General features: G+C 67.8%; 16 protein-coding genes. 3 read left to right on the top strand and 13 right to left on the bottom strand.

Annotated elements, in window-relative coordinates:
* From IRT45_RS16080 to IRT45_RS16090, 3 genes are all read right to left on the bottom strand, one after another.
* The coding region (locus IRT45_RS16080; protein ID WP_194806664.1) for a RelA/SpoT family protein at positions 1-1,730 on the bottom strand (1,730 nt) is incomplete at its 3' end.
* A gap of 120 nt (positions 1,731-1,850) precedes the next feature.
* On the bottom strand, positions 1,851-3,455 hold the full coding sequence (locus IRT45_RS16085; RefSeq protein ID WP_194806665.1) for an ABC-F family ATP-binding cassette domain-containing protein: 1,605 nt from the start codon (positions 3,453-3,455) through the stop codon (positions 1,851-1,853).
* Between the two features lie 187 nt (positions 3,456-3,642).
* On the bottom strand, positions 3,643-4,086 hold the full coding sequence (locus IRT45_RS16090) for a nitroreductase/quinone reductase family protein (RefSeq protein WP_194806666.1): 444 nt from the start codon (positions 4,084-4,086) through the stop codon (positions 3,643-3,645).
* A 158-nt stretch (positions 4,087-4,244) separates the two neighbouring features.
* Between IRT45_RS16090 and IRT45_RS16095 the strand changes: the two genes are divergently transcribed.
* Positions 4,245-4,547 carry a hypothetical protein gene (locus IRT45_RS16095; protein WP_194806667.1) on the top strand — a complete coding sequence of 101 codons (303 nt, stop codon included), beginning with the start codon at positions 4,245-4,247 and terminating at the stop codon, positions 4,545-4,547.
* 36 nt (positions 4,548-4,583) lie between these two features.
* Here IRT45_RS16095 and IRT45_RS16100 read toward each other — a convergent pair whose 3' ends face one another.
* The 7 genes from IRT45_RS16100 to IRT45_RS16130 form a co-directional block, all read right to left on the bottom strand.
* On the bottom strand, positions 4,584-4,997 hold the full coding sequence (locus tag IRT45_RS16100) for a hypothetical protein (RefSeq protein WP_194806668.1): 414 nt from the start codon (positions 4,995-4,997) through the stop codon (positions 4,584-4,586).
* A gap of 148 nt (positions 4,998-5,145) precedes the next feature.
* Entirely contained in the window at positions 5,146-5,703 is a 558-nt protein-coding gene (locus IRT45_RS16105; protein ID WP_375540107.1) for an adenine phosphoribosyltransferase, read from the bottom strand.
* A 50-nt stretch (positions 5,704-5,753) separates the two neighbouring features.
* On the bottom strand, positions 5,754-7,490 hold the full coding sequence (locus tag IRT45_RS16110) for an ABC transporter substrate-binding protein (RefSeq protein ID WP_194806669.1): 1,737 nt from the start codon (positions 7,488-7,490) through the stop codon (positions 5,754-5,756).
* Positions 7,490-8,692: a protein translocase subunit SecF gene (secF, locus tag IRT45_RS16115; RefSeq protein ID WP_194806670.1), complete on the bottom strand. Its 1,203-nt coding sequence runs from the start codon at positions 8,690-8,692 to the stop codon at positions 7,490-7,492. Before secF ends, IRT45_RS16110 begins: the two co-directional genes overlap by 1 nt.
* Positions 8,689-10,515, bottom strand: coding sequence for a protein translocase subunit SecD (secD, locus tag IRT45_RS16120; RefSeq protein WP_194806671.1), 1,827 nt, complete (start codon positions 10,513-10,515; stop codon positions 8,689-8,691). The genes secF and secD overlap by 4 nt, the downstream gene beginning before the upstream one ends.
* A 136-nt stretch (positions 10,516-10,651) precedes the next feature.
* A complete protein-coding gene (yajC, locus tag IRT45_RS37770; protein ID WP_194806672.1) occupies positions 10,652-11,113 on the bottom strand; it encodes a preprotein translocase subunit YajC in 462 nt (153 codons plus the stop codon).
* Between the two features lie 136 nt (positions 11,114-11,249).
* Positions 11,250-12,743, bottom strand: a complete 1,494-nt coding sequence (locus IRT45_RS16130) for an NAD(P)/FAD-dependent oxidoreductase (RefSeq protein ID WP_194806673.1) — start codon at positions 12,741-12,743, stop codon at positions 11,250-11,252.
* A gap of 70 nt (positions 12,744-12,813) precedes the next feature.
* Between IRT45_RS16130 and IRT45_RS16135 the strand changes: the two genes are divergently transcribed.
* Positions 12,814-13,446 (top strand): TetR/AcrR family transcriptional regulator, encoded by a 633-nt coding sequence (locus IRT45_RS16135; RefSeq protein ID WP_375540108.1) that lies wholly within the window; start codon positions 12,814-12,816, stop codon positions 13,444-13,446.
* Between the two features lie 22 nt (positions 13,447-13,468).
* On the top strand, positions 13,469-13,993 hold the full coding sequence (locus IRT45_RS16140) for a DivIVA domain-containing protein (protein WP_194806675.1): 525 nt from the start codon (positions 13,469-13,471) through the stop codon (positions 13,991-13,993).
* A 28-nt stretch (positions 13,994-14,021) separates the two neighbouring features.
* Here the strand turns inward: IRT45_RS16140 and ruvB are convergent, their stop codons facing one another.
* From ruvB to ruvC, 3 genes are read right to left on the bottom strand one after another with little or no spacing between them, the layout of a single operon-like run.
* The gene (gene ruvB / locus IRT45_RS16145) at positions 14,022-15,140 is read right to left on the bottom strand and encodes a Holliday junction branch migration DNA helicase RuvB (protein WP_194806676.1); all 1,119 of its coding nucleotides are present in this window, start codon (positions 15,138-15,140) and stop codon (positions 14,022-14,024) included.
* A 5-nt stretch (positions 15,141-15,145) separates the two neighbouring features.
* The gene (gene ruvA / locus IRT45_RS16150; protein WP_194806677.1) at positions 15,146-15,751 is read right to left on the bottom strand and encodes a Holliday junction branch migration protein RuvA; all 606 of its coding nucleotides are present in this window, start codon (positions 15,749-15,751) and stop codon (positions 15,146-15,148) included.
* Positions 15,748-16,317 carry a crossover junction endodeoxyribonuclease RuvC gene (ruvC, locus tag IRT45_RS16155; RefSeq protein ID WP_030513910.1) on the bottom strand — a complete coding sequence of 190 codons (570 nt, stop codon included), beginning with the start codon at positions 16,315-16,317 and terminating at the stop codon, positions 15,748-15,750. The genes ruvA and ruvC overlap by 4 nt, the downstream gene beginning before the upstream one ends.
* Positions 16,318-16,362: the final 45 nt, after the last annotated feature.

Below are 16,362 nucleotides of genomic sequence, written 5' to 3' on the forward strand. Positions count from 1 at the left end.
TCGCGGCGTTCCTTGGCGAACCACTGCCGGATCTTGGCCTTCGCCCGCGGCGACACCACGAAGTTCTGCCAGTCCCGGCTCGGACCGGCGTTCTGAGCCTTCGAGGTGAAGATCTCGACGACCTCACCGTTCTCCAGCTGCCGTTCCAGCGCCACCAACCGGCCGTTGACCCGCGCGCCGATGCAGCGGTGGCCGACCTCGGTATGGACGGCGTAGGCGAAGTCGACCGGAGTCGACTCCTGCGGCAGCGTGATCACATCGCCCTTCGGCGTGAACACGAAGATCTCCGGGGATTTCAGGTCGAACCGCAGCGACTCCAGGAACTCCGCGGGGTCCGCGGCCTCCCGCTGCCAGTCCAGCAGCTGCCGCATCCAGGCCATATCGTCGACCTCGGCGGCGTCGCCGGAATGTTTACCCTTGGTCTCCTTGTAGCGCCAGTGCGCGGCGATGCCGAATTCGGCGGTGCGGTGCATGTCCTGGGTGCGGATCTGCACCTCCAGTGGTTTGCCGTCCGGGCCTACCACCGTGGTGTGCAGCGACTGGTACACGCCGTAGCGCGGCTGCGCGATGTAGTCCTTGAACCGCCCCGCCATCGGCTGCCACAGCGAATGCACCACACCGACCGCGGCGTAGCAATCCCGCACCTCGTCGCACAGGATCCGGATGCCGACCAGGTCGTGGATGTCGTCGAAATCCTTACCCTTGACGATCATCTTCTGATAGATCGACCAGTAATGCTTGGGCCGGCCCTCGACGATCGCGTTGATCCGGCTCGCCGCCAAGGTGTTCACGATCTCGGCTCGCACCCGCGCCAGATAGGTGTCGCGAGACGGGGCGCGGTCGGCCACCAGCCGCACGATCTCGTCGTACTTCTTCGGGTGCAGGATCGCGAACGCCAGATCCTCGAGCTCCCATTTGACCGTGGCCATACCGAGTCGATGCGCCAGTGGCGCAATGACTTCCAGCGTCTCGCGCGCCTTCTTCGCCTGCTTCTCCGGCGGCAGGAAGCGCATCGTGCGCATATTGTGCAGCCGGTCGGCGACCTTGATCACCAGCACCCTCGGATCGCGGGCCATCGCGATGATCATCTTGCGGATGGTCTCGGCCTCCGCGGCCGCGCCCAGGTTGACCTTGTCCAGCTTGGTCACGCCATCGACGAGATGGGCCACCTCGGATCCGAAATCCGCGGTCAGCTCGTCCAGCGAATAGCCGGTGTCCTCGACGGTGTCGTGCAGCAGGGCGGCCACCAGCGTGGTGGTGTCCATCCCCAGCTCGGCCAGGATGTTGGCCACCGCCAGCGGGTGGGTGATGTACGGGTCGCCGGACTTGCGGAACTGGTGGGAGTGCTTCTCGTCGGCCACGTCGAAGGCGCGCTGCAGCAACTGCAGATTCGCCTTGGGATACAGCTCCCGGTGCACGGTCGCCAGCGGCTCCAGCACCGGCTTGACCGCGGCGATACCCCGCTGCCCGGTCATCCGGCGGGCCAGCCGGGCCCGCACCCGCCGCGAGGCCGAACTCGGCACCGCGGCCGGTGTGCCCGGCTGCTTCATCGGCATGTTGCGCGGGGACGGGGACGAGCCCGATGGCTGAGCGCCTCGGTCGGCGCCGGACTTCGGCGCCGCGGGACGCGGCGCGGCGGGGGCGGCCGGCGGGGTCGCCGGTGCGGCAGCCGGCGCGGCATCACCGGCTGCCGAATTCCCGGCATTCGCCTTCTCCAGATGCTGAGTCATGCCACCACCTCTCACGCCTCGATCGCCACACCCTAGCCGACCGCTTCAACAGCCCAGAACACCCACTTTAGTAGGAGTTTTCCCATGGGTGCACCGGTCCGGCTCGACGCACCCGTTCGTTCAACCGGTTCCGGAGCCCGATTCATCCACCAACCCGTCCGGGGTGAGTTCCAGCCGGCGGGTGACGCCGATCTCGTCGAGGAAGCGCGGGTCGTGGCTGACCACGATCAGCGCCCCCTCGAAGCTGGTCAGCGCCTCGGTGAGATGGCGGAGACTGGGCAGGTCCAGGTTGTTGGTGGGCTCGTCGAGCAGCAGCAGTTTCGGTGCCGGTTCGGCGAGCAGCAGCATCGCCAGCGCGGCCCGCAACCGCTCGCCACCCGAGAGCGCGCCCGCCGCCACATCGGCGTCGCCGCCGCGGAACAGGAAGCGCGCCAACTGCGCGCGAATCCGTTCGGCGCCGGCGTGCGGCGCGGCGGCGGACACGTTGTCGAAGACCGACGACCGCTCGTCGAAGATGTCGAGCCGCTGCGGCAGCAGCCGCCACGGCACCTTCGGCGGTTCCGCGACGATCCGATGCAGGAGGGTGGTCTTGCCGGCACCGTTGCGCCCGGTGAGCGCGATGCGTTCGGGACCGCTCACCCGCAGCGTGACCACCGGCCCGTTGGCCAGCCGCACCCCGTCCATGGCCACCACGTCCTGCCCGGGATACAGCCTGGTTCCGGGCAGATCGACGCGGATCTCACGATCGTCGCGCAGCAGATCCTGGGCCTGTTCCAGGGTCGATCTGGCCTCCTCCACCTTGGCGATGTGATTGTTGCGCAGTTTGCCGGCCGACACCTGCGCCTGCCGTTTGCGCTCGGCCATCACGATCTTCGGTTCACGTTTGGTGTCCCACATCTTCTGTCCGTAGCGCTCGCGCCGGTCCAATTTGATTCTGGCCTCGACCAGTTCGCGCGACTGTTTGCGCACATCGCGGCGGGCATCGCGGATCGCCGCGCGAGCGGCCTCCTGTTCGGCCTCGACGATCTGCTCGTAATCGTCGAAATTCCCGCCGAACGTGCGGATCTCACCGCGGCGCAGTTCGGCGACGGTGGTGACCCGCAGCAACAGTTCGCGGTCGTGGCTGACGGTCAGCACGGTACCGGCGAAGCCCTCGACCACGTCGTAAAGCCGTTGGCGGGCAGCGGAATCCAGATTGTTGGTGGGTTCGTCGAGCAACAGCACGTCGGGCTCGCGCAGCAGTTCGGCCACCAGTCCGAGCAGTACCGTCTCGCCACCGGACAGGGTCTCCAGGCGCCGATCCAGTTGTGCCACATCGTCGGCCAGGTAGTTCAGACCCAGCCGGCTGAGCAGCGCGATCGCCGATTCCTCGACATCCCAGCGGTTTCCGACCCGGTCGAAATCGGCGTCGGTCCCCGCACCGGATTCGATGCGATGCAGCGCGGCCCGCACGCCGCCGATACCGAGGACGGCATCGACGCGCTGACCTGCGGCCAACCCGAGGTCCTGGCGCAGATATCCGAGCCGCCCGGCGACCGTCACCGAACCGCGGACCGGGCGTAATTCCCCGGTGATCAGCCGCAACAGGGTGGACTTTCCCGCGCCGTTACTGCCCACCAGACCGATGTGGCCGGGTCCGAGCACAGCGTCGAGACCGTCGAACACCGGGGTGCCGTCGGGCCAGGCGAAGGTGAGATCGGACAACGAAATCGTCGAAATAGACATATACGTGCTCCTGAGGGCGGCGGGAATGGCGCGCAGAAGTGCGGGCCACGCGATGGCTACCTCAGAAGAGCAACGGCACGACTCCGATCAACGGAAACAAGACTCGGCAACTCTAGCGAACCGGCGAAGGAGCCGCAAGATCACGGTGCCGGTGATATCTGTCACCGGCCACGGAAGTCGTTGCGGTTCAGTCGATCCGGAAGACGGGGAAGCCGGGCGCGATGGCGGTGAGTTCGGCGTCGGTGGCATCGGCGGTCACGCCCTCGAAGAATTTGCCGACCTCCCAGCCCCACTTCTTCAGGTACAGCCGCAGCACCGGCACCTTGTCGGCGTCGGCGACCTCGGTCACCCTGAACGCCTCGGTCCTGCGCCCGAGCCGCAGCTCCCCGCCGCCTGCGACGCGGATGTTGCGAACCCACTGGGTGCGACCGCGCGGAGCGACCAGATACCGGGTCCCGTCCGCATCCTGCAGGACGTTGACCATCGTGGTCCGCCACTCCCCGGAGGTGCGTCCGCGCACGGCCAGCAGCCGGGACCCCATCACGCTGATGCCCCATTTCGGCAGGACGTTGAACATCCGGTTCATGATCGGGTCGATACCGGTGGGGGCGATGTACCGGGTGGCGTTCATGACTACTCCTCGCTTTTGTGAGCGGTGCTCTCTTCGATGACTCAATCATCGCGCACCGGTACCCCACTGTCAAGAGCAGCGCTCACATTTCCGAGGCGGTCCAGACCTCTGGACAAAATCGGCTGCGTTCAACGCCGTCAGGCGGGTATTCGGCCGACATGTACAGATATAGAACCTATGGGACAAACCGCACGGGTGGGCTGGCGGCGATCGTCAGCACGGTCGGCGGTGTCCTCGCACTGATCGAGATCGTCTACATCCTGCTGCAGATCTTCGACGCCAACCAGACCAACCGGTTCTTCACCTTCATCAAGGGGTTGGCCGAACCGCTGGCGTTGTTCTTCCCGGGCCTGTTCAACACCGGCTCCCACGATTGGGACGTCATCATCAATTACGGTCTGGCGGCGGTGTTCTGGCTCGTCGTAACCGGGATCATCGCCCGCCTGCTGGCGCGGATCTAGTGCCGCGGAAGTGGATCGACTCGGCGTCGGAAGGTATCAGCGTTCGTGCGGGGTAAGGAATTCCATCCGATGATGGTGGAGGAATTCGAAGGCCGGAGCCCAATGCCCGGTGAAGACGTCCTCTTCCTTACCCACCGCATGCTGTGATGCCGCGCCCGTGCGCGGATCCCGGCAGACGACGCGAGCGTTGTGCCGCCCCGACGGAACCGGTCCGCTGTCCAGTTCCACCGAACCGTCGGCACCGACCGTACGCCACGGCATATTGATATCCGAACCTGTGATACGGCAGGTCTGCCCGGCTTTCTCCCCCGTGACCCGGGCCGTGACGGTGGCGCCGCCGCGCAGCGCCACCGAAGGAGTAGCCGCGGCGGTCGCGGCGCCGACGACGAACGCGACGCCCACCGCGCCCGCGAGCGCTGCCCCGATGCGGGTGCGCCGGCTGCGGCTCATCGCCACCACCGGTCGGCGTGTCCGGTTCCGGCACTGTCGCGCGCACTGCGGTACTCGTTCATGCGATCGTCCGTCGGTCGTTCATCGGGCCCCCTTGCCGCACGTCAGCATAACGATCCTCGCGCGCGCCCCACAACCGACACGCGACTCACACCTGCACGATGGAGGTCAGCGCATAGTCGCCCTGGCGAGCGCGCCCGCCGAGTTCACCGATCTCGAGTACCACCGCGGCCGCGACCACCTGCGCCCCGGCGGTGCGGAACAGTTCCGCCGCGGCGGCCAGTGTGCCACCGGTGGCGAGAACGTCGTCGAGCAGCAACACCTTGCGGCCGGTGAGGTCGATGCCGTCGGCCGGAATCTCCAATGCGGCCGACCCGTATTCGAGGGTGTACTCACGGGAGAGCACCGGCGGCGGCAGTTTGCCGCCCTTGCGCACCGCCACCACACCGGTGCCGAGCAGCGCCGCCACACCGGCGCCCAGCAGGAATCCGCGCGCGTCCACGCCGGCCACCAGATCGGCGTCGGGGGCGCAGGCGGCCAGGCATTCGATCACCGCGTGGAAGCCCTCGGCATCGGCGAACACCGGGGTCAGGTCCGCGAAACGCACACCGGGGGTGGGGAAATCGTCGTGCCAGCGCGTCAGTCGCCCGACCACCTCGGCGGTCCGCGCGACCTTCTCCTCCGCGGTTTCGGCCGTTTCCACCATCGTGTGCTTACTCATCTACACCCGCTCCCTCATCCAGCGTCCGAGGACGCTCACCGCCGCAACACCCAGCGGTCCATATTCCAGCCCGCACCGGCCTTGGTGGGGCTCGCGACCCCGTTCTCCAGGCCCTTCCCGAACGCGACGGTCCGAGGCGTGTTGAACAGCGGGATCGACGGCATCTCGTTCCACAGCAGATTCTCGGCCTCGGTGTCGAGATTCAACACCGTCACCGAATTGTCGTCCGCCGCAAGCTGATCCGCGATCGCATCGTAACGCCCGTTGCCGAAGCGCCCGAAATTCACACCCTGACCGGTGCGCAGCGCCGCGGTCGCCTCGATCCCCGGCAGCGAACCGGCCGGGCCCACGGCCGCCGCCGTGCCGCCGAGGACGGCGTCCACCTTGCCGGCGCCCAGGTACGCGGGCGTGAAGTCCGCCGCACCGGCGTCGACCACGGTCACACCCGCCGCCTTGCAGGCATCCCCGATCATCGCGACGGTGCGGGCACGGCGGTCGTCGGGGCTGCGATAGCCGATCCGGATCGTGGGATTGCTCACCCCGGCTGCCGTGAGAGCCCGCTGCGCACCCGGCGCGTCACCCGTGCGATATTTGTCCGCGGGTCCCGTGATCGCCGGGTAGTACACCGAATCAGCTTGTACCGTACGGGAATTCAGCGGGCCGGAGCCCAGGCCGGATTTGTTGTCGAAACCCGGATGCCCGAGTGTGTCGAACAACGCCTGCCGCGGGACACACAGCGCGAACGCGCGCCGGGCGTCGGCGGAGGCGAAGACACCCGCGGTGGACAGCACCAACTGCTCGGCGCCGCGGCCCGGTTCCTGATTCACCGAGAACTTGTTCAGGCTCAGGTCTTTCACCGAGCCCGCCCCGATGTCGACCACCTCGACGGAGTTGTCGGAGATCTTCTTCTTCACATCGGCGTTCTTGGGCCACACCACGATGCGGGGCGTGGCGGGTTTGTTGCCCCACCACTTCTCGTTCTTCACCAGCACCAAACCGTCGCCGTCGCTGTAGGACTCGATGCGGTACGGCCCCGACGACGGCAACACGTCGGCGTTGATGTCACCGGATTTCAGATTCCAGCCGGTGTTCCAGAACTGCGCCAGCCGGTCCAGGGCGGCCGGGTCGCCGGACTGCACCGCCGCCACCACATTCGGCACACCCGCGGCCTTGGCGGCGATGTGCGCCGGCATCAGATCACCGGCGTTGAACAGCGTCTGCCAGGCCAGGAAGTGATGATCGGGACGGAACACCACGGTGGCGTCCTTGGAGCCGGGCTGGCATTCGACCCGCTCGATATCGGAATAGCCGGTGGTGGAGGCGGCGTCGAACAACGGAATCGCGCCGCCCGGGCCGGGTTTGGTGAACCGCCCGCTGCGCGCGGCCCATTCGAGCACCAGGTCGTCGCACGAGGTGGGCACCCCGTCGGAGTAGACCGCGTCGCGATTGAGCCGGTACCGGACGGTCTGCGCCTCGCCGGCCACCTCGTTGGCGGTGCCGACATCGGTGTCGGCGACGGGCTGGCCGTCCGGACCGGTGTAGAAGAACCCGGTCAGCACGCGGGAGAACAGCGCCGCGGAACCGCCCGCGACACCGGCCGAACTCCCACCGTTGTAGGTGGCCGGCACCGCGTCGACCGCATATCCGATGGACGGCACCTGGTTCTTGCTGGAACAACCCGCGATCCCGCCGGTGAGCAGTGCACCGGCCGCGATCACACCGAATGTCCGCCGGAGCGTCCGCCGCACGCGATCCGACCCCCTTCGCCTCATCAGTGGGTTCTCTTGTGCCGCTTCCCGGTGGGCCGGGCACCGGGTCTCGGTGCGGCGGAACCGCTGGCGCGGGTACGGGTGGCCACCGGGGCACCGGCGGCGCGACGGGCCGGCGTCTCACCCGTGCGGCCGGAATCGCCGGCGGCACGCTTGGCGAGGACCTTGCGGGTGTGCGCGGCCACCGGGCCGAAGCGCTCCTTGATCGACACCAGCAGCGGCACGGCGAAGAAGATCGACGAGTAGGCGCCGACGATCATGCCGACCAGCTGCACCAGCGCGAGATCCTTCAGCGTGCCCACACCGAGCAGCCAGACCGCGATCACCAGCATGCCGACGATGGGCAGGATGCCGATCACCGTGGTGTTGATCGAACGCATCAGCGTCTGATTGGCGGCGAGGTTGGCCTGTTCACCGTAGGTGCGCCGGGTCAGATGCAGGACCCCGCGGGTGTTCTCCTCGACCTTGTCGAACACCACGACGTTGTCGTAGAGCACATATCCCAGGATGGTCAGCAGGCCGATCACCGCGGCGGGCGTGACCTCGAAGCCGACGATCGAATAGATGCCGGCGGTGACGATCATGTTGAAGAACAGCGAGGCGATCGCGGCGATCGACATATCGCGTTCGAATCGGATCGCGATGTAGATCATCGTCAACAGGACGAACACCACCAGCGCGATGAGCGCCTTGCGGGTGATCTGCCCACCCCAGGTCTCGCTGATCTCGGTGACGCTGATGACGCTGCGGCTGGCCGTACCGCTGGAATCCTTCGGGTGGTACTTCGTGAACAGCGCATCCGCGATCTTGTCCTGCTGCGCGGAATCCAGTGTCTCGGAACGGATCTCGAAGGAGGCCGAGGAACCCGAACCGACCTTCTGCACGGTCACCGGACTGTGTCCCAGCGCCTGCGAGTAGGTGTCCTCGACCGAGGTCGTGCTCATACCGCTGGTCGCCGGGATCTGGATCTTCGTACCGCCGGCGAAATCGATACCGAGGGTGAAGCCGCGCACCGCGATGCTCAGCACCGCGATCAGGACCAGCACCGCGGCGATGCCGTAGTACAACTTGCGGCGGCCGACGATCTGGAAGCCGCCGGTGCCGGTGTAGAGGCGTTCGAAGAATCCGTGCTTCGGTGCGTCCGCGGCGGGCAGCGACTCGTCCACGAGTGGTTCCTCCAACACCTGACTGCGATTGTCGCTCATCGTGCCCCCGTCCCTACGAGAGTGCCGGCCGCCTTGCGTTCCCGCGCGAGCTGCTGCACCGCGCCCAGACCGTTGACCGACGGCTTCGCCCAGAACGGCGAGCGCGAGGCCAGCATCATCAGCGGCGAGGTCACCAGGTAGAGGACGACCACGTCGAGCACGGTGGTGAGGCCGAGGGTGAACGCGAAGCCCTTCACCTGACCGGCCGCCAGGATGTAGAGCACCACCGAGGCGATGAGGCTGACGGTCTTACCGGAGAGGTTGGTCCGCTGCGCGCGAGCCCAGCCGCGCGGGACGGCGGAGCGGAAACTGCGGCCCTCGCGCATCTCGTCCTTGATGCGTTCGAAGAACACGACGAACGAGTCCGCGGTCATACCGATACCGATGATCAAACCGGCGATACCGGCCAGGTCGAGGGTGAAGTTGATCCACCTGCCGAGCAGCACGATGATGCCGTACACCGCCACGCCCGAGGCCACCAGCGAGAATCCGGCGAGGAAGCCGAGCATCCGGTAGTAGAGCAGGCAGTACAGCAACACCGCGATCAGACCGATCGCACCGGCGATCAAACCGGCGTGCAGTGAGGCCAGGCCCAGCGTCGCCGACACCGTGGACGCTTCCGACACCTCGAACGACAGCGGCAGCGAACCGTACTTCAGCGAGTTGGCGAGTTCCTTGGCGGTGGAGGCGTTGAACTGACCGGTGATCTGGGTGGTGCCGCCGAGCTGCGGTCCCTGCTGCACGACCGGCGCGCTGATCACCTTCGAGTCGAGGGTGAAGGCCACCTGCTTCTGCAGGTATTCCTTGGTGAGGTCGGCCCAGGCGTCGGCGTTCTTGAACGTCAGATCGACCGCCCACTGCGACTGCTGGTTCAGCGACGAGCTCGCGTCCTTGATGTCCTGGCCGTCGATGCGCATCGGGGCCAGCAGATACACCTCGTTGCCGTCCGACGAGCAGGTCACCAGCGGCAGCTTCGGATCGTCGTTACCGGCCAGCGGGTCGGGCTTGTGGCAGTCCATCTGCTGAGCCGCCAGCTGCTGAACCTGCGGGTCGGTGCTCTGCCGCAGCGCCCGCGCCGCGTCGATCTCCTGCTTGGCCTGCTGCTGCGGCGTCAGCGCCGGATTCGGCGCACCGGACTCCGGAGACGGAGTCGGAGCGGGGGCCGGCGTCGTCGGAGCCTGCGCCGGAGCCGGGAAGACCCGGTTCTGCGCGGTCGTGCCCGAGGATTCGCCGGTACCGGACGTCTCACCCGAGGAGGCCGTCCCCGAGGCGGTGCCGGATTCGTTCGACGGCTTGGGCTCGGTACCGGACGACGCACCCGGCGTGGGGGCCTGCTGACCCGCACCCGGAGCCGGCTCCGGAGTGTTCGCCGGCGGGGTGCCGGGCTGCTCCGCGCCGGGGGCGGTCTCGCCACCGGACTGGATCTTGCCGTCGGGCCCCACCGGGAGCGGCTGGCCGACCACCGGGCGGATGTACAGCTTGGCGGTGGTGGCCAGCGACTTCGCCTGCTGCCCGTCGTTGCCGGGCACGGTGATGACCAGGTTGTTGCCGTCGATCACGACCTCGGAACCGGCCACACCGAGGCCGTTGACCCGGGATTCGATGATCTGCTGCGCCTGCTTGAGGCTGTCCTTGCTGGGCTTACCGCCGTCGGGCGTGCGCGGGGTCAGCGTGACCTGGGTTCCGCCCTGCAGGTCGATACCCAGCTTGGGTTCCGGCGATTTGTCACCGGTGAAGAACACCAACGCGTAGATCACCGCGAGCAGCACGGCGTAGACGCCGAGCAGCCGCAGCGGATGCCCCGTTCCCTTGGAAGGTGGCACAGTACATATCTCCTAGGCGGTGAGGGTGGCGGCCGGAATTGCGGCATGACCTGCGAACACGGAGCACCGGCGGACGCGGGCCCACGGACACGCCGCACCGCCGTCGCGGCGGTGAGCCTGCGACGGCGGAAGCGGGTCAGTCTTTGCGCAGCCGGGCTGCGGTGTCCTCGACGGATTCCTCCGCACCGGACACCGGGGAGGAACCGTTGGCCGCCGAGCCGTTCGCGCCAGCCGATCCGTTGGTTCCGTTGGCGGCAGCACCCTCCACCGTCGTACCGGCGATCGCCTCGTCCTCCGACTCGTCCGCGGCGGAATCCGCCTCGACGGAGTCGGCGGCGTCCCCGGTGGGGCGCACGTCGCGGATGGCGGCGCGCAGCCAGGTGGTCACCACATCCTCGGCGATCTCCAGGTCGACGGTCTCCTCGTCGAGGTCGACCACGGTGCCGTAGAGGCCGGAGGTGGTGGTGACCTGGTCACCGACCTTCACGTTCTCCTGCATATCGGCGACCTTCTGCGCTTCGCGCTTCTGGCGGCGGACACCGAGAAACATCGGTACGAGCAGAACTACCAGTAGCAGCGGAAACAGCAGGTTCGCCATCGTCGTAGTCGGTCCTAGTTTGGTGGGTCGGATGGGCTGTACCCACACAGTCTGCCAGCAACCTGGAATATCGCCACACCCGCGGTGTGCGCGGCGGGGTGCGCCACACCGGCGCGAACCCCGCCGCGGCGGTGTCTCAGGCGGCGGGCGCGCCGTAGACGTAGTCGTCGAGCGGGAAGTTCACCGCTTCGCGGTGGGTGGTGATCGTACTGTTCGGGCGCAGCAGCGCGGCCTCGCCGTGCTGGTTGAAGTAGTAGCTGCGGGCGGTCGAGCAATCGCCGGCGTAGAACACCGACGAGCCGAGCTTCTCGGTCACGTAGTCCAGGAATCGCGCGTTGGCCTCTTCGCGCACCTCGAAGACCTGCTCACCGCGCCGACGGGCCTCGCGCAGCAGCCGGTCCATATGCTTCATCTGCGCCTCGATGGTGGTGAAGTAGGACAGACCGCTGTAGGAGTAGGGGCTGTTGAGGCTGAAGAAGTTGGGGAACTTCGGCACCGTGATGCCCTCGTAGGCCTGGAAACGGTTGTCGCGCCAGAACTTTCCGAGATTCACCCCGTCGCGGCCGATGATCTCGACGGCCGGGAAGTTCACATCCCAGAGATTGAAGCCGGTCGCCAGGATCAGGGTGTCGATCTCGGTCTTGCGGCCGTCCGCGGTCACGATGCCGTCGGCCTCGACATGGTCGATCGCATTGGTCTCGAGCCGCACGTGCGGTTCGTTGAAGGTCTTGAAGTAGGTGTTGGAGAAGGTGGGCCGCTTGCAGCCGAAGTCGTAGTGCGGGGTCAGCTTGTCGCGCGTCTGCTTGTCGCGCACCTGGGCCCGCAGATGCGCCTTCGCCAGCAGCGCGGCGCCCTTGTTGCCGAATCGGGCCTGCTTGTAGTGCAGGACGCCGGAGACCATCAGCAGTTCCAGCGCGCCGGTGTTGACCAGCCGGGCCGCCTTCTGAGTCAGCGGCAGCTTCTCGAACAGCTGCTGGACCGGCTTCGGGATGGCGGTGTCGACCTTCGGCACGACCCAGATCGGGGTGCGCTGGAATACGGTCAGTTCCGCGACCTTCTTCGCGGCTTCCGGCACGAGTTGCACGGCGGTGGCGCCGGTGCCGATGACCGCGGCGCGGCGGCCGGTCAGGTCGAAATCGTCCTCCCAGGCGGTGGTGTGGATGATCTTGCCCGCGAAGCTGTCGATCCCCGGGAACGGCGGGGTGTAGGGCTGGGACAGGAAGCCGGTCGCGGTGAGCAGATAGCGAGCGGTGAGCGTCTGGCCGCCCTCGACCGAGACCACCCAGTGCGCGTGTTCGGCATCCCAGCGGGCACCGCCGACGACCTGGTTGAACCGCATCCGGCGGCGCAGATCGTAGGTGTCGGCGATGTGCTCGGCGTACTTCTTGAGTTCGGCGCCGGGAGCGAACAATCGCGACCAGTGCGGATTCGGTGCGAACGAATAGGAGTAGGTCACCGAGGCGATGTCGACCGCCAGGCCCGGATAGTGGTTGACGTGCCAGGTGCCGCCGAGGCCGTCCTCCCGTTCGAGGATCACGAAATTCTTCAGACCGAGACGATCCAGCTGAATTCCGGCCCCCATACCGCCGAATCCCGCACCGACCACCACGGCGTCGTACTGAGGTGCCACGCCGAACCTCCCTGTTACCTGACGTATCCGATACGGAATGACACATCATTCCGTTGCGGAACACCGTATCATCGGCTCCGTGCCGAAGCCATCCACACATCTGGAGCGACGCAAGGCCGAACTGCGGCAACAGATCATCGACACCGCCTTCGCCTGCTTCGCCGACAAGGGCTATCACGCCACCGGAATCGCCGATATCGCCACGGCCCTGGGAATCGGGCACGGGACGTTCTATCGCTATTTCGAGAACAAGCGCGACATCATCGATCACGTGATCGACGATCTGGCCGCCCGGATCATCGAGGCGCTCGGAACCGAGAACGCGCCCGACGCGGCGACCTCGCTCGATGACTACCGGCATCAGCTGGACCGGATCGGGGTGGCGCTGCACCGGATCTTCCTCGAGGACCGGCGGGTCGCGCAGTTGCTGCTGTTCCAGGCGACCGGTATCGATCCGGAGTTGACGATGCGGCTCTACGGCCTGCTCGACACCGCCGACGCGCTGACCACGGGATATCTCGAACACGGGGTGGAACTCGGCTATCTGCGTGCCGATCTCGACGCCGCCAATACGGCCAAGGCGGTGACCGGCATGTTGCTGGCGGCCATCGTGCACGGACTGCGCGATCCCGATCCGGAGTCGACCGCGGGACTGGCCCAGGCGATTCCGCGACTGTTGATCGACGGGGTGCGCGCCGGCTGAGCGGTGTAGTAACAATGTGCGGGTGACGCCGGAGTATGTGCGAGGGATCCGATTCGGGCGAGCCCCGATCGGGCACCGCGGCTACGACCCCGCCGAGGTCGACGCGTTCTGCGCCGCCCTCGCCGATGCCTTCGCGGGCCGGGCCGCGCTGAGTGCGGCCGCCATTCGCGGGCACGAATTCGGCCTGGCCGCACCCGGCCGCCGCGACTACGACCGCGACGAGGTGGACGCATTCCTCGATCGCGCCTGTGTGGAGCTGGAATTCGCGCGCTACGGACCGGCCCGGCCGCAGGTTGCGTGGCCGCCCTCGCCGGAATACGTCTCCCGGCTACGGTTTTCGGCCCCGCCGCTGGGGCGGAGCGGATATGTCGCCGACGAGGTCGACGCGTTCCGCGAGCGCGTGGCGGCGTTGCTGGCACAGGCCGCCACGGGATGGGACGCCGCGGCGATCAGACCCGAATTCGGCAGGGCCGGGGCGGGAGTGCGGGCCTATCACTCGGGCGAGGTGGATGCCTTCGTGGACGCGGTCGCGGCGCTGGTGAGCTGACGCCGCCGCACGGCCGTGCCGAACCCGATCAGTCGAACAGGTCGAGCGTGGGCTGCGCTTCGCGACCCCGGACCTCGATGGACCCGAAGACCAGATCCGGCGGCGGCACCAGGCCCAGATGTTCCCAGGCGGCGGCGGTGGCGACCCGCCCGCGCGGGGTCCGTGCCACCATCCCGGCGCGGACCAGGAAGGGTTCGCACACCTCCTCGACGGTGGCGGCCTCCTCCCCCACGGCCACCGCCAGCGTCGACACCCCGACCGGTCCGCCGCCGAAGCCGCGGACCAGCGCACCGAGGACCGCGCGGTCGAGCCGATCCAATCCCAGCGAGTCCACGTCGTAGACCGCCAGCGCGGCCTTGGCGATGTCCCGGGTGACCAGGCCGTCGGCCCGCACCTCGGCGTAGTCACGCACCCGGCGCAACAGCCGGTTCGCGATGCGGGGCGTCCCCCGGGAGCGACCGGCGATCTCGGCCGCCGCGTCGGATTCGATGCGCACGCCGAGGATCGCCGCCGAGCGCTCCAGGATGCGTTGCAGTTCCTCGGGCTCGTAGAAGTCCATGTGGCCGGTGAAACCGAAGCGGTCGCGCAGCGGGCCGGTCAGCGCGCCCGAGCGCGTGGTGGCGCCGACCAGCGTGAACGGCGCGATCTCCAGTGGAATCGAGGTCGCTCCCGGCCCCTTGCCGACCACGACGTCGACCCGGAAATCCTCCATCGCCAGATACAGCATCTCCTCGGCCGGGCGGGCCATGCGGTGGATCTCGTCGATGAACAGCACATCGCCCTCGACCAGATTGCTGAGCATCGCGGCCAGGTCACCGGCGCGTTCCAGGGCCGGGCCGGACGTGATGCGCAGTGCGGTACCGAGCTCGCCGGCGATGATCATCGCCATACTGGTCTTGCCCAGTCCGGGCGGGCCGGACAGCAGGACGTGATCGGGGGTGCCGCCGCGCTGGGTCGCACCACGCAACACCAGGGCCAGCTGTTCGCGCACCCGAGGCTGGCCGATGAAGTCGTCCAGGGATTTGGGGCGCAGCCCGGCCTCGATATCACCGTCGGAGGTCAGATAGTTCGCGCTGACCGCGGATTCGCCGCCGTCCGCGCCGGTGTCGACTTCGTCGGCGCCGGAAGGGAATTCGTCGTCGTGCATCGGCGTCACCGATTCCGGCCGAGGATCGCCAGCGCGGCCCGCAGCGCCTGCGAGGTCCCCAGCTCGGGTTGTTCGGCGAGGACGCCGTCGACGGCCGGCTCGGCCTGCTTCACCGGGAAGCCGAGACCGGTCAGCGCCTCCACGACCTGATCACGTACCGGGGTGACGACCGGGGCGGGCGCCGCGCCCGGCGGTGCGGACTGCACGGGAACCAGATTCACCTTGTCGCGCAGTTCGACCACCATGCGCTCGGCACCGCGCTTTCCGATCCCCGGCACTCGCGTCAGGGCCGCGACATTGCTCTCCGCCAACGCTTTTCGCAGCGCCTCGGGCTCGAGCACCGCCAGCACCGCCATCGCCAGCCGGGGACCGACACCGGATACGGTCTGCAGCAGCCCGAACAGATCGCGCGCCTCGGTGTCGGCGAAGCCGTACAGCGTCATCGAATCCTCGCGCACGATCATCGCGGTGTAGAGGCGGGCCTCGTCGCCGCGGGTGAGACCGGCCAGCGTGGAGGGGGTGGCGTTGAGCCGGTAACCGATACCCGCGGCTTCCAGCACCGCGTGGTCGAGACCGATCTCCAGCACCTCACCGCGCACCGACGCGATCACCTGGTCACCGCCTTTCGTTGCTGGGCAAGCCTTTCGGCGTATCTGCGCCGCGCCTGTTCGGCCTGGGCCTCCGCCTTCGCCATCCGCTCCAGCATCGGCGCCCGCCAGCAGTGGCAGATCGCCAGCGCCAGGGCGTCGGCCGCATCGGCCGGTTTCGGCGCCGTCTGCAAGCCTAGGATGCGGGTCACCATGGCGGTCACCTGAGCCTTGTCCGCCGAGCCGTTGCCGGTCACCGCGGCCTTGACCTGGCTCGGGGTGTGGAAGGCGACGGGGATGCCGCGACGCGCCGCCGCGAGCGCGATCACCCCGCCGGCCTGCGCGGTGCCCATCGCGGTGCGGACGTTGTGCTGGGAGAAGACCCGCTCGATCGCGACCGCTTCGGGCCGATGAGTGTCCATCCAGTGCTCGGCGGCGTCGGCGACGCCCAGTAGCCGCTGCGCGAGATCCATATCGGCCGGTGTGCGCACCACGTCGACGTCGAGCGCGGTGACCTGACGCCCCAGCCCGCCCTCGACGATGCTCAGGCCGCACCGGGTGAGCCCGGGGTCGACACCCATCACCCGCACGAAAATGCACCCCTGTCGAGTCGCGAACAATTGTTCGAAGTCTAA

It is taken from the genome of Nocardia sp. BSTN01, from assembly GCF_015354405.1.
In the GTDB taxonomy this organism is placed as follows: domain Bacteria; phylum Actinomycetota; class Actinomycetes; order Mycobacteriales; family Mycobacteriaceae; genus Nocardia.

Coding starts and splice junctions, on each gene's coding strand:
- IRT45_RS16085 (WP_194806665.1), bottom strand. CDS start 3,455: ATGTCTATTTCGACGATTTCGTTGTCCGATCTCACCTTCGCCTGGCCC.
- IRT45_RS16090 (WP_194806666.1), bottom strand. CDS start 4,086: ATGAACGCCACCCGGTACATCGCCCCCACCGGTATCGACCCGATCATG.
- IRT45_RS16095 (WP_194806667.1), top strand. CDS start 4,245: ATGTACAGATATAGAACCTATGGGACAAACCGCACGGGTGGGCTGGCG.
- IRT45_RS16100 (WP_194806668.1), bottom strand. CDS start 4,997: ATGAGCCGCAGCCGGCGCACCCGCATCGGGGCAGCGCTCGCGGGCGCG.
- IRT45_RS16105 (WP_375540107.1), bottom strand. CDS start 5,703: ATGGTGGAAACGGCCGAAACCGCGGAGGAGAAGGTCGCGCGGACCGCC.
- IRT45_RS16110 (WP_194806669.1), bottom strand. CDS start 7,490: ATGAGGCGAAGGGGGTCGGATCGCGTGCGGCGGACGCTCCGGCGGACA.
- secF (WP_194806670.1), bottom strand. CDS start 8,692: ATGAGCGACAATCGCAGTCAGGTGTTGGAGGAACCACTCGTGGACGAG.
- yajC (WP_194806672.1), bottom strand. CDS start 11,113: ATGGCGAACCTGCTGTTTCCGCTGCTACTGGTAGTTCTGCTCGTACCG.
- ruvB (WP_194806676.1), bottom strand. CDS start 15,140: ATGCACGACGACGAATTCCCTTCCGGCGCCGACGAAGTCGACACCGGC.